The sequence below is a fragment of the Xanthomonas sp. NCPPB 3200 genome (genome assembly GCF_056393585.1).
Genome location: NZ_CM150785.1, coordinates 986,640 through 999,973 on the forward strand (window position 1 = coordinate 986,640; position 13,334 = coordinate 999,973).

The 13,334-nt window shown below is 66.3% G+C and carries 10 protein-coding genes; 5 read left to right on the plus strand and 5 right to left on the minus strand.

The window, feature by feature from the left end:
• Nucleotides 1-101 precede the first annotated feature (101 nt).
• Entirely contained in the window at nt 102-1,328 is a 1,227-nt protein-coding gene (locus tag AC06DU_RS04125; protein WP_478203644.1) for a histidine-type phosphatase, read from the plus strand.
• A gap of 961 nt (nt 1,329-2,289) precedes the next feature.
• On the opposite strand, the gene metK is transcribed toward AC06DU_RS04125, so the two are convergent.
• Nucleotides 2,290-3,501: a methionine adenosyltransferase gene (gene metK / locus AC06DU_RS04130; RefSeq protein WP_024938312.1), complete on the minus strand. Its 1,212-nt coding sequence runs from the start codon at nt 3,499-3,501 to the stop codon at nt 2,290-2,292.
• A 448-nt stretch (nt 3,502-3,949) separates the two neighbouring features.
• Here metK and AC06DU_RS04135 point away from each other — a divergent pair, with 448 nt between their 5' ends.
• Entirely contained in the window at nt 3,950-4,756 is an 807-nt protein-coding gene (locus AC06DU_RS04135) for a UDP-2,3-diacylglucosamine diphosphatase (RefSeq protein WP_039524069.1), read from the plus strand.
• Between the two features lie 233 nt (nt 4,757-4,989).
• Nucleotides 4,990-6,078: a metal-dependent hydrolase gene (locus AC06DU_RS04140; protein WP_054591386.1), complete on the plus strand. Its 1,089-nt coding sequence runs from the start codon at nt 4,990-4,992 to the stop codon at nt 6,076-6,078.
• A 59-nt stretch (nt 6,079-6,137) separates the two neighbouring features.
• Here the strand turns inward: AC06DU_RS04140 and AC06DU_RS04145 are convergent, their stop codons facing one another.
• The 4 genes from AC06DU_RS04145 to AC06DU_RS04160 form a co-directional block, all read right to left on the minus strand.
• Complete coding sequence (locus AC06DU_RS04145; RefSeq protein WP_024938309.1) at nt 6,138-6,965, minus strand: class I SAM-dependent methyltransferase; 828 nt, start codon at nt 6,963-6,965, stop codon at nt 6,138-6,140.
• A gap of 28 nt (nt 6,966-6,993) precedes the next feature.
• A complete protein-coding gene (dusB, locus tag AC06DU_RS04150) occupies nt 6,994-7,992 on the minus strand; it encodes a tRNA dihydrouridine synthase DusB (protein WP_065032042.1) in 999 nt (332 codons plus the stop codon).
• A gap of 516 nt (nt 7,993-8,508) precedes the next feature.
• Nucleotides 8,509-9,465 carry a ribokinase gene (locus AC06DU_RS04155; RefSeq protein ID WP_046345734.1) on the minus strand — a complete coding sequence of 319 codons (957 nt, stop codon included), beginning with the start codon at nt 9,463-9,465 and terminating at the stop codon, nt 8,509-8,511.
• Between the two features lie 78 nt (nt 9,466-9,543).
• Nucleotides 9,544-10,842: a NupC/NupG family nucleoside CNT transporter gene (locus AC06DU_RS04160; protein ID WP_054591385.1), complete on the minus strand. Its 1,299-nt coding sequence runs from the start codon at nt 10,840-10,842 to the stop codon at nt 9,544-9,546.
• Between the two features lie 869 nt (nt 10,843-11,711).
• Here AC06DU_RS04160 and AC06DU_RS04165 point away from each other — a divergent pair.
• Both AC06DU_RS04165 and hemP read left to right on the plus strand, forming a co-directional pair.
• Nucleotides 11,712-12,680 (plus strand): potassium channel beta subunit family protein, encoded by a 969-nt coding sequence (locus tag AC06DU_RS04165; RefSeq protein ID WP_065032041.1) that lies wholly within the window; start codon nt 11,712-11,714, stop codon nt 12,678-12,680.
• Between the two features lie 331 nt (nt 12,681-13,011).
• Nucleotides 13,012-13,251: a hemin uptake protein HemP gene (gene hemP, locus AC06DU_RS04170; protein ID WP_024938306.1), complete on the plus strand. Its 240-nt coding sequence runs from the start codon at nt 13,012-13,014 to the stop codon at nt 13,249-13,251.
• Nucleotides 13,252-13,334 lie beyond the last annotated feature (83 nt).

Here is a 13,334-nt window from a genome sequence, read left to right on the forward strand (position 1 = left end):
ACGCGATGGGGATCGCGTCGTTGCCGTCGTGCGGGATCAATGCGCCGTTGCACGCAGGTGCCAGGCAACGTTCGACGACAGCACTGCGGCTACGATGGCGGATGCCGGCACTCGCACTCGGCGCGCTGCTGCTGATCGGCTGCACGCCGCGTCCGCCCGGGCCGCCCGCAATCGCGCAGACCGCACAGCTGGAACGCGTGGTGGCTGTCTTCCGGCACGGCGTGCGCGCACCGCTGCAGGGCGAAGCCGCCGCCGCGCACTATGCCGATGCGCCGTGGCCGCAATGGTCCACACCGGCCAGCCTGCTGACGCCACACGGGCGCATCGGCGTGCAGTTGAGCGGCGACTATCTGCGTCAATGGCTGGCGCAGCAGGGCGTGCTGCCGCGTAGCGGGTGCCCGGCAGCAGGCAGCGTCTCGGTCTGGGCCAATACCGATCAGCGCACCATCGACAGCGGCGCCTTGCTGGCCGAGGCGCTGGCACCGGGGTGCGGGATCGTCGCCGGACATCGCCCGGCCGGCAGCAACGATCCGTTGTTCCGCCCGATCGAAGCCGGCGCGGTGCCGTTCGATGGCACGGCGGCGGTTGCGGCGATCGAAAGGCAAACCGGTGGCCCCGCCGCATTGCTGCGAGGGCACGCAGCCGAGTTGCAGGCAATGCAGCAGATCCTGGGTTGCACGCGCACCCCCTGCGACTTCGCGCAGATGCCGTCCACGCTGGCACCGTCGGCCAACGGGCGCGGCCTGGCCCTGGGTGGGCCGATCGACCTGACCTCCGGCACCGGCGAGGTGTTGCTGCTGCAATACGCCGAAGGCCTGCCGCTGTCGCAGGTCGGCTGGGGCCGCGCCACACCCGAGCGGCTGGCGCAGGTCTCGCGCTTGCATGCCTTGTTGTTCGACATCTACGCACGTCCGCATTACATGGCCTCACGTTCGGGCGCACCGCTGGCGCGCGAAGTGCTGCAGCGCTTCGGCGATATGCAGGCGCCAAAGGTCTCGGTCTTCGTTGGCAGTGACACGCATATCGCCGCGTTGAGCAGTTTGCTGGGCGTGCACTTTCATCTCCCCGGCTACGGCGCCGACGATCCGCCGCCGGGCGGCGCGTTGCTGCTGGAGCTGTGGCGCGAACCGAATGGGCAGCAGGTGGTGCGTGCGCGGTATCTGGCGCAATCGCTGGATCAACTGCGGACGCTGGCGCCATTGGATCTAGCGCACCCGCCGTTGCAGCAGGAACTGGCCTTGGGTCTATGCACGGGCGAGCAACGGATGGCGTGTCCGTTGAAGGCGTTCGCTCAGGCGTTGGAGCAACAGTTGCAACGTGAGCCTTGAACGCAATGCCGGGGCTTCGATGTGCAGGCACCTTCAGCTCGTCGAAGCATCCGCATGGAGCGGGTAGATGTCGTGCGCAAGATTGATCGGAGTACGGAATTGGTCGGCAGCGCGGCGCCGCATCCGGTGTCGGGACACGCCGTAAATCCATCCCTGGAGGCTCGGTGGCGGCATCCATGCCGCCACACGGTCCCGCCCCCGGACGCGACACCACGCTCCCAGCATTGCTGCTGCTGATCGGCAAGCACTGTTTTCAAGCAGACGTAGCGCCTGCGGATTGGGTCGGCCAGGTCGTCGAGATCACCTCAACACTTCGTCGTTAGGTAGTGGCGGTAGAAGCAAGATCCAGGCCACGACCAGTCAATCAGCCGCCGCTTTTCTCTCAGTTGCCGACAATGATCGGTGGTGCTTGCGCGGGTGCCGGTGTGGGACCTTGAGCGGCATGGATGCCGCGCCAGAGCCTACATGGACGTACTTGCGGCGTGTCCCACACCGGTACGCGCGCAAGCGCCCGCAGTAGACCGAAGCAGTCGCATGAAAACGCCAGATGTCGTGCGCAAGATCGATCGATGCGCGGAGTCGGTCGGCAGCGCGGCGCCGCATCCGGTGTCGGGACACGCCGTGAATCCGTCCCTGGAGGCCCGGTGGCAGCGTCCATGCCGCCACACGGCCCCGCGCTCCCAGTATTGCCACTGCTGATCGGCAGACACTACGCGTGCAACCGCCTTCAGTGGCCGAAGCCCTCAATAACAAAGCATCAGTGACCGGAGCATTCGCACAACCCCACTAGACGTCCAACACGGAGATTCGTCGCCACGCGGTGGCCGCATCAAAAAACCGGACACGCAGTGAATCCATCCGTGGTGCTTCGTTGGACGCATCCACTCCACCAAAACGCACATGGGCCGCATCAGCGGCCCATGTGCAATTCACTATATTCGCTCCCGCAGGAGCAGCTGGCTTACTTCAGCTTGGCGTCGGCGCGCAGGGCGTCGGCGCGGTCGGTCTTTTCCCACGAGAACGCGGTGGCGGTGTGCTGCGCACCGGTTGCGTCGGTGTAGGAGAAGTCCTTCGGCTTGCGGCCGAAGTGGCCGTAGGACGCGGTCTGCTGATACATCGGGTGGATCAGGTCGAGCATCTGGATGATGCCGAACGGACGCAGGTCGAAATGCTTGCGGATCAGCTTTTCGATCTGCTCGTCGGCGATCTTGCCGGTGCCGAAGGTGGTGACCGAAATCGAGGTCGGCTCGGCCACGCCGATGGCGTAGGAGACCTGCACTTCGCAACGGTCGGCCAGGCCGGCAGCCACCACGTTCTTGGCCACATAGCGCGCGGCGTAGGCTGCCGAGCGATCGACCTTGGACGGATCCTTGCCGGAGAACGCACCGCCACCGTGACGCGCCCAGCCGCCGTAGGTGTCGACGATGATCTTGCGGCCGGTCAGGCCGCAATCACCCACCGGCCCGCCGATCACGAACTTGCCGGTCGGGTTGATGTGGAACTTGGTGCCCTTGTGCAGCCACTTGGCCGGCAGCACCGGCTTGAGGATTTCCTCGCGCACGGCCTCGACCAGATCCTTCTGCTTGATGCCAGGATCGTGCTGGGTCGACAGCACCACCGCGTCGATCGCGGTCGCAACGCCGTCTTCGTAGCGCAGGGTGACCTGCGACTTGGCGTCCGGACGCAGCCACGACAGCGCCGAGTTCTTCTTCTTGCGGATCTTGGCCTGCTGCTCGACCAGGCGGTGCGCCAGATGGATCGCGGCCGGCATGTGGCTGTCGGTCTCGTTGGTCGCGTAGCCGAACATCAGGCCCTGGTCGCCGGCGCCCTGCTGTTCCGGGTTCTTGCGATCCACGCCCTGGTTGATGTCCGGCGACTGCTTGCCGATCAGGTTGAGCACGCCACAGGTCTCGCCGTCGAAGCCGACGTCGGAGCTGTTGTAGCCGATGTCCAGAATGACCTTGCGGGTCAGCGCTTCCAGGTCGATCCAGGCACTGGTGGTCACTTCGCCGGCAACGATCGCCACGCCCGTCTTGACCATCGTCTCGCACGCCACGCGGGCGCGCTTGTCCTGGGCCAGGATGGCATCCAGCACTGCGTCGGAGATCTGGTCGGCGATCTTGTCCGGATGGCCTTCGGAGACCGATTCGGAGGTGAACAGGTAGCTGGACATCAGGCTTATATCCCTTGATTCGGATGAAAAGATGGGTGCGGATGATACACCGTCCGACAACCCTGTGCATTGTGCGCCTGAACAGCCCGCTGTGGCGTTAAACCCGTGTCGTGGCGCGGGTTTGCACGGTCATCCGGGTGTCGTCAGCTTGCCATGCAATGGTCGTACTGACCGGTCAGCATGCGCGCGTGCCTGGCGGCATGGCTGCGTGCAGCCACGCCGCTGGAGGGGAATGAGCCATATCGTCGGACAGTGTGCCGGGGCGAGGGGCGCATGGCTGCCATGGCGACCACGAGCCGGGATGCGCGCGTCCGATTGCAGCGCTACGCCGCGGCTTGCTGCGGGGCGCATCTGTGTCAGCGCGCTGCCGATGCCTGCGCGCTGCGCACGCAGCCTGCCTGCGCAGCGCCCGATCGCGGCCGACATTTTTTGCCCTGGAGATGTCCGCATGCACGTGTCCACATTGCACCCTCCCGTCCGCGCCCTGTTCCTGTCCGACCTGCACCTGGGCTCGCGGCACTGCCATGCTGCCGAGATTGCCGCGTTCCTCGGCCGCCAGCGTTGCCAGACCCTGTATCTGGTCGGCGACATCATCGACCTGTGGTGGATGTCGCAGCGGCGCGCGGTCTGGGACGCGGCGCATCAGCAGGTGATCGCTGCCCTGCATGCGCAGGCCAGGCGCGGCACCGAGATCATCTACGTGCCCGGCAACCACGACCGTGCCATCCGCCGCTTCTGCGGCCTGGTAATGCCGGCCATGCAGGTGCGCCGACGCAGCGTCCACACCTTGCTGGACGGGCGCCGGCTGCTGGTCACCCACGGCGACGATTACGACGCGCAAACCCATTTCGGCGGCTTGCAGGAACGATTTGGCGACTGGCTCTATTACCGCATCCTCACCGGCAATCAGCTGACCAATCGTCTGCGGCGGCGCCTGGGCATGCGCTACTGGTCGCTGGCCGAGTTCCTCAAGCGCCGCAGCGGTGCGGCCGAGCGCTACATCGGCCGCTTCGTGGCGGCCGGCCTGGCCGATGTGGTGCGTCGCGATCTGGACGGCATCGTCTGCGGGCACATCCATCGCGCCGCACTGCGCATGCAGGCCGGCCATCTCTACGCCAACACCGGCGACTGGGTGGAGAGCCTGACGGCGCTGCGCGAAACGCAGTCCGGCGCACTGCAACTGGTCAACCATCACGGCGACGTGCTGGCCGAGCTGGCGCCGCAACCTCATGCCGCGCAGCAGCGCGCGGCGTGAGGTTGGCCAGGCGCAGCAGCTGCCGGCAGACCGCAGCTGCCGGTATGTGCCATCGGACGTGCGCGGCGTGCAGCGTTCGCTGTCCTGGTGCAAGGACTGCGGACGGCGGCTGCAGCGCCGTTTTCGACCGCGAGCCGCAGCGCGATGCGAGCACTGCGGCTACTGGCTGACTGCCGGCCGGCCGGAACGCACGTGATGGCACTGGACGATGCCCGTCCTGCTAGCATCGGCCGATGGATTCATTGACCCAGATCGTTCTTGGTGGCGCCGTCGCTGCCGCCATCGCACCGGCCGGACAGCGCCGTGCAGCCCTGTTGGCCGGCGCCGCACTGGGCACCTTGCCCGATCTCGATGCGCTGGTATTGCTGCCGCTGACCGACGATCCAGTCACGCTGATGACGGTGCATCGCAGCGCCAGCCATTCGTTGTTCGTGCTGCCGTTGCTGGGCTGGCTGATCTGGTGGATGTTTCGCCGTTACGGCAACGGGCGCGTGGCCACTGCGCCCAAGCGCTGGTTCTGGGCGATCCAGCTGGCCTTGATCACGCATCCGCTGCTGGATGCCTTCACCGTCTACGGGACCCAGCTGTGGTGGCCGCTGCAGCCGCATCCGGCAATGTGGTCGAGCGTCTTCATCATCGACCCGGCCTACACGCTATGGCTGTTGCTGGCCTGCGCGGTGGCATGGTTTGCGCGCGCGCGGCCGCTCGCGCAGCACGCGCTGGTGATCGGGCTGGCGCTCAGCTCCGCCTATCTGGGCTGGTCGTTGCTGGCCAAGCACCTGGTCGACCAGGAAGCGGACCGTGCACTGGCCGCGCTCGGCTTGAAGGATGCGCCGCGTTTCTCGGTGCCGATGCCGCTCAACACCTTGCTGTGGCGCGTGGTGGCGATGACGCCCAACGGTTATGTGATCGGCGAACGCTCGCTGGTGGCCGACAAGGGGCCGATGCAGTTTCGCGGCTATTCCAGCAACACCCAGGCCCTGGGCGAGGTGGCCGGTTTCGACGCGGTGCGCCGGTTGACTTGGTTCAATCGCGGTTTCATGCGCGCACGCCTGGTCGATGACGAGCTGATGCTCAGCGATCTGCGCATGGGCCTGGAGCCGGACTACAACTTCAACTTCGTGGTGGCGCATCGCCAAGACGGGCAATGGCAACCGATTACGCCCCGGCAGATCCAGGCCGCCTACCGCGCGCCGGTGGCGCGCGATCAGATCGGTGAGGTACTGGCGCAGATGTGGCGCCGTATCTGGCACGAGCCCGCCGGCACGGTACTGACCGGCGACCTGGAACACGCCACCACGCCTGCGCCGGCCGCTCGGTAGCTTAGCTCAGTCGGTTCGCCCAGCAATACGCACGCAGCAAGTCCGGGCAGCCCGCCGGCTCAATACACCGTCGCGCGCGCCTGCACGAACGAGTAGAAGAACACCGCGTTCGGGTCGCTGTGCACCTGCGCCAGTTCGCGGCGCATGCCATCCACGGTGTCTGCGTTCACCGCACCGGCCTCGCGCAACTGGTCGGCCGCCGACAGCAGCACTTCTTCCCAGAACCCGATCATGGTCTTGCGCCGGCCCGGCTCGCGGTTGTCCAGATGCAGCGTCTTGATCTCGGTGTGCACATCGCGAAAGCCGCCCGCCAGCAGCAGGTTGCCCAGCTTGGCGCCGACGAACGGGTCGCCGCCCTGGTCGTGCTGGAAATCGTTGAAGGCCATCCAGTAGCGCCACAGATTGGGCGAATACGGATGCAGCAGGAACGAGGCGTTCATCACCTCGGTGACATACACCGGCGAGCCCGGCAGCAGCACACGCCGCACCTCGTTGAGCACGCGCGCAGGCGAGGGCACGTGCTCCAGCACCCAGCACAGGAACGCCGCATCGAACTGACGCGCCTCGAACGGCAGATCGCTGGCATCGGCCTGCTGCAGCGTGTAGCGCTCGCGGCACCATGCCAGCCGTTCCAGATTGGCGCGTGCCGCGCCCAACTGCGCCTCGCTCAGATCCACGCCGGTGACATGCAGGTCGGGAAAGCGGCGCAGCAGGATTTCGGTCTGCGCGCCCACGCCGCTGCCCACTTCCAGCAGCCGGCGTGCGCCGCTGTAGTCGATCTGGTTGAACAGCGTGGCTTCCAGCAGGCGCGCCTGTTTGAGCAGGCGTGCCTGTTCGGTGGACGAAAACCCATGCAGATAGGTCGGGGTGTCGCTTGGTGCGGTCATGGCTGCAGCTCCAACAACGCAGGAAAACTCAGGCGGCAACCGACAGCGCTGGCGGCACGCCGGCGATCAAGGCATCGAAATACGCGCGGGTCAGTTCCAGCTGCGCTTCCGGCGTTTCGGCGCGATTGACCACTGCACGGAAGTCGGCGCTCTGCGGGTGATCCTTGGCGTACCAGCCCAGATGCTTGCGCGCGATGCGCACGCCCTGCGGCTGCCCGTAGAACGCATGCAGTGCGTCCAGATGGCCGAGCAGGGTGTCGCGCACGAACGCCAACGACGGCGGCGGCAACAGCTCGCCGGTGGACAGATAATGCGCCACCTCGCCGAAGATCCACGGGCGCCCCTGCGCGGCACGCCCGATCATCACCGCATCCACGCCGGTCTCGCGCAGCACTAGCGCCGCCTTCTGCGGCGAGTCGATATCGCCATTGGCGATTACCGGAATCTGCAGCGCCGCCTTGATCTGCGCAATCGTGGCGTACTCGGCCGTGCCGGTGTAATGCTGGTCGCGGGTGCGCCCGTGCACGGCCAGCGCGGCGATCCCGCAGTCCTGCGCGATGCGCGCGATGGTCGGGCCGTTGCGGTGATCGCAGTCCCATCCGGTGCGGATCTTCAGGGTCACCGGCACATCCACCGCCTGCACCACCGCGCTGAGGATGCGTGCCACCAGGTCTTCGTCGCGCATCAGCGCCGAGCCGGCCCAGGCATTGCAGACCTTCTTGGCCGGGCAGCCCATGTTGATGTCGATCAGCTGCGCACCGTGGTCGACGTTGTAGCGCGCCGCCTCGGCCAGTTGCTGCGGCTCGGTGCCGGCAATCTGCACGCTGACCGGATCCGGCTCGCCGGCATGATCCATGCGGTGCAGCGATTTGCGCGTGCCCCAGAAGCGTGGATCGGAGATGGTCATCTCCGACACCGCCAGCCCGGCGCCCAGCCGCTTGCACAGCAGCCGGAACGGCTTGTCGGTGACGCCGGCCATCGGGGCCAGGATCACTTTCGGGTCGATGGAGTAGGGGCCGATCTGCATGGTGGCATTGTAGCTGGGTGGGGGATTGGGGAATCGGGATTGGGGAATCGGGAATCGGGAATCGGGAATCGGGAATCGGGAATCGGGAATCGGGAATCGGGAATCGGGAATCGGGAGAGCAGTTCCGGCCTTCGGTCTTGCGCGGTTTCTGTGCGGGTTGCGTGACCAGTAGAGCGAGGGCAGCGGCGAGAATATTGGTTGACCGTACCCTCACCCCAACCCCTCTCCCGACGGGAGAGGGCTTTCTTCCTTCTCCCTTCGGGAGAAGGTGGCGCGTCAGCGCCGGATGAGGGTACGGGTGCCCGACGCGGCATGACGCCAGGTACCGCCGCCCAGATTGCTATCCGATGAAGAGAACCGAAGCTCAGCGCAGCCGGGTTTGCGGCGTCCGTCGACGGACACGTCCCAACGTGCCGTTCGCGGATCGAAGCAGTCTCCTGTGTATGCCGACGCCTTGAACGCAAAAGGCGACCGCATCGCTGCGGTCGCCTTCGTTGTTTGCTTGAAGCGTGCGGATCACACGGCGGGTTCGGGCACCATGCGCGGCATCGAGGTGGCGGCGCCTTCCACTTCGGTGGAGCGCGCGGCGTAGCGGGTGGCAAAGCGCACGTGGGTGACGAAGCTGGCAGTCGGCGCCTGCGCCAGCGAGGCGACCAGCGCGCCATTGAAGGCGTCGCCGGCGCCGGTGGTGTCCACCGTCTGCGCGCTTTCCGCGCCCACGCGGTAATGCGCGGCCGTGTCGCCGCGCAGCTGTTCTTCCGCATGCGAGATGAAGGCGCCCACCGATCCCAGCGTCACCACCACGGTACCGCCCGGCAGCAGCTTGCGGCACAGCGAATGCAGCGTGTTGCCGTCCAGCGCCGCCACATCGTCGGCATTGATGCGTTCGCCGACGTGGCGGCCGAGCAGGGCTGCAAATTCGGTTTCGTTGGGCGTCAGCACGTCCGACAGCTTGAGCAGGCCGATCGAGGTCGGCGCATTGGCCGGTGCGGCGTTGAGCACGGTCAGCACGCCACATTCGCGTGCCAGCGCCAGCGCCGACTCGATCGTCTCCGCCGGCGATTCCAGCTGCGCCAGCAACACGCCGGACGAGGCCACGAGCGCGCGCTGGTTGTCCACGAACGCTGCGCTCAGCACCGAGTTGGCACCGGCGCCGATCACGATGGTGTTGCGGCCGTGCGCGTCGACATAGATACCGCCGGTGCCGGTCGGCTCGTTGCTGGGCTCGGCGATCAACGCAAAGCCGTCGTGCGCAGCCAGCGAGCGCGCCAGCGCGCCGCCGGCGTCGTCGCCCAGCGCGCACAGGAAGTGCGTCCTGGCGCCGGCACGTGCGGCCGCGACCGCCTGGTTGAAGCCCTTGCCACCCGGGCCGGTGCTGTAGCGACCGGCGATGGTGGCACCCGGCGCAGGCAGGACATCACAGCGCCACACGTGATCGACATTGAAGGACCCGACAACGACGACCGAACTCATAAATACCCTTGACTTGAATGACTGAATGAAACGTGGCGTGCGGTGATTAGACCGTCACGCCGATGAACCCGCGCCGCCTCAACCGAAATGCGAGAGCACGCCGGCAATGGTAGCGGTCATGAACGTGGCGATCGAACCGCCCAGCACTGCGCGCAGGCCGAATTTGGCCAGATCGTGACGGCGTTCCGGTGCCAGCCCGCCGATGCCACCGATCTGGATCGCAATCGAGCTGAAGTTGGCAAAGCCGCACAGCGCATACGTGGCAATCAGCCGACCTTCCGCGCTCAGGCCAACGCCCGGCACTTCGCCCTTCACGATACGCGACAGCTCGCTGTAGGCGACGAACTCGTTGATCACCACCTTCTGCCCGATCAGCGAACCGACCGTGGTCGCGTCCACCCACGGGGTGCCGATCACCCAGGCGATCGGCGCCAGCACGTAGCCGAAGATCGTCGACAGGTTGGTCGGCCGGCCCAGCAGTGCGGCGGCGCCGGTGATCTCGCCCAGCCAAGTCAGCGGTGCGTTGATCAAGGCGATCAGCGCAATGAAGGCCAGCAGCATCGCGCCGATGTTGAGCGCCAGCCGCAAACCGTCGCCGGCGCCGGCGGCCGCCGCATCGATGACGTTGCTGGTGGTCTTTTCCACTTCCATCTTGACCGTGCCGCGGGTTAGCGGGGTGCCGGTCTCCGGCACCAGCAGCTTGGCCACCACCAGGGTGGCGGGCGCGGCCATGATGCTGGCAGCGAGCAGATGCTTGGCATAGAACGCCTGCTGCACGGGGTCGCTGCCACCGAGCATGCCGACATAGGCGGCCAGCACGCCGCCGGCGATATGCGCCATGCCGCCGATCATCATCGTCAGCAGCTCGGACTGGGTCATCTTGGGGATGTACGGACGCACCGTCAGCGGCGCTTCGGTCTGGCCGATGAACACGCTGGCGCACACGCTGGTGGTTTCCGCACCGGACACGCGCATCACCTTGGTGATTGCCCACGCCATCGCGCGGACCACCACCTGCATCACGCCCAGGTGGTAGAGCACGCCCATCAGCGCCGAGAAGAAGATGATGGTGGGCAGCACCTGGAACGCAAAGATGAAGCCGTAGCTGTCGATGTTCATCAGGTTGCCGAAAATGAAGGTGGACCCCTCATTGACGAAGCTCAGCACCTTGACGAAGCCCTTGCCCAGCGAGTCGAACACATCGCGTCCGCCCGGCACCAGCAGCACCAGCGCGGCGAACGAAATCTGCAGCGCCAGACCGGTGGCGACCAGCCTCCAGTCGATCGCGCGGCGGTTGCTCGAAAACAGCCAGGTGATGCCGATGAGCACCGCCAGACCGAACAGGCCGAAACCGATCCTTCCCAAACCTTCGACCATTCCAATCCCCGGGGCTGCTGACGGCAAAACGAGAAGCCTAGAGCAGGGGGTGACCGTGGGCAAGGCGAGCAGCATTCAGGGCCCGCCCGTTGGCCCGCAGGCGAGCCGGGGCGGGCGCGGGCAGTTGCCTGCGCGCGGGCGGGCGAGCCGCGCTTGCGCAAGGTCATTGATCGGGGGGGCGTCGATTCGCTGCCGAGCGTCGCCCGCAAAGACCGCGCCCCGAAGCGCGATCACCTTACCGGACGCCGCTTTTCCAATCAGCCGTCGACAAAACCCGTGGTGCTTGCGCGCGTACCGGCGAGGGACCTTGAGCGGCATGGATGCCGCGCCAGAGCCTACATGGACGTACTTGCGGCGTGTCCCACGCCGGTACGCGTGCAAGCGCCCTCGGTAGACCGGAGCTTGCACTGAGAACCTGAAGATCTCATGCGCATGGTTGGTCGGCGGCGCGGCGCCGCATCCGGCGTCGGGACACGCCGTGAATCCGTCCCTGGAGGCTCGGTGGCGGCATCCATGCCGCCACACGGTCCCGCCCCCGGACGCGGCACCACGCTCCCAGCATTGCCACTGCTGATCGGCAAGCAATGCGTCAAGCACGTGTTGATGTCTGCGGACTCCGTGGCCGCTGTGATCGGTAAGCGATCCATCTGGCGTCACGCGCCAGGCATGGACGCTAGGAAGAACGTGCAGCTCATCTGGCTGTTTGCACTTCTTTCCGGAAGCGATAGAACCGGTGGTACCTGCGCGTGCCGGCATGGGACCTTGAGCGGCATCGATGCCGCGCAACCCTGTCGCCCCGGCAGCACCACGTCCTACACTGCGCACGCCGATCCGGGGCAGGGCGCCGCGGAGGTTGCTGGAGTCTGCCAATGCAATACCGTCGTCTGGGGTCCACCGGGCTGCAGCTGTCGGCCCTGTCGTTCGGGGCCTGGGTCACCTTCGGCAAGCAGATCGGGCGCAGCGAAGCGCGCAACCTGATTGCCGCCGCCTGGGACAACGGCATCAATTTCTTCGACAACGCCGAGGTCTACGCACGCGGCCGCGCCGAAGAAGTGATGGGCGATGTGATCGCCGACCTGCGCCTGCCGCGCGATGGTTACTGCGTGTCGAGCAAGGTGTTCTTCGGCGCGGTGGACAGCCCACGTCCGACCCAGCGCGGACTCTCGCGCAAGCATGTCACCGACGCCTGCCATGCCGCGCTCAAGCGCCTGCGCGTGGACTATCTGGACCTGTACTTCTGCCACCGGCCCGATCCGGACACGCCGATCCGCGAAACCGTGCGCAGCATGGATGCCCTGATCCGCCAGGGCAAAGTGTTGTACTGGGGCACCTCCGAGTGGAGCGCCGAGCAGTTGCGCGAGGCCATCAGCATCGCCGAGCAGGAACACCTGCACGCTCCGGCGATGGAGCAACCGCAGTACAACCTGCTGCACCGCGACCGGCTGGAGCGCGAATACGCGCCGCTGTGCGAGGGCGGGCTGGGCACCACGATCTGGTCGCCGCTGGCCTCGGGCCTGCTGACCGGTAAGTACAACGCCGGCGTGGACGCGGACAGCCGCCTCGGCCAGCCGGGCAATCAGTGGCTGCAGGACGAAGTGCTGGGCGCACCGGAAGCGCGCCGCCTGGAACGCGCCCGCGCCTTCTGCGCGTTGGCCACCGAGCTGGGCCAGTCGCCCGCACGCCTGGCGATCGCCTGGTGCCTGCGCAACCCGCACGTGTCCACGGTGATCCTGGGGGCCAGCCGGGTCGCGCAGCTGGAAGAAAATCTCGGCGCGCTGGAGACCCTGACCCAGGTCGATGCCGACGGTTGGGCACGGGTGGAGGGGGCGACGCGCTGAGGAGTGCCCTGTGCGGTGCATGCGTGCGGGACAGTCGACTGCGCTGCGTTGGTTTGTTGGTTCTCAACGCGAACAAGAGGCTGCACCTGGCAGGTCGTGCACGCCAGCCAAATCCATGCATCGCAAGGTGCTGCCGTCCGCTCAGTCCTCGCGCTTGCCCAGCGTAGTCCTCACCACCGATGTGATCAGCAAGGCCAAGAACTGTGCACGGAAAAACCCCAATCAGAAATCGCGGCTGAATCTTTTCAATAGGATTGGTGAATCGAAATCGTCTGAACCATGCAAAGGTCGTGTCAAGAAGATGAGAATGGCTCTTGATCATTAAATGAGAATGGTTATTATTTGTCTGGCCAACCGACTGGAGATCCAGATCATGACCGCTCATCCCGTGCTGCTCCGCTCCGAACCGGTCAACCTGCGCGACCGTGCTGCTCCGCGCGCCGTCCCCGCAGAAGACCTCATCAGCAGCGAGGCGCTGCTCAAAGGCCGTCGCGAAGTGCTGATCCAGCATGGCGACCGCGTCTATCGCCTGCGCCACACCAGCAATGACAAGCTCATTCTGACCAAGTAAGTTCCACCCTCCGATTCCGCGCAGTGGCGCAGGGGATCGGGTTGTCTGCCGCGGGCGTTGCCGCCGCCGTCCGCGCATCCCAC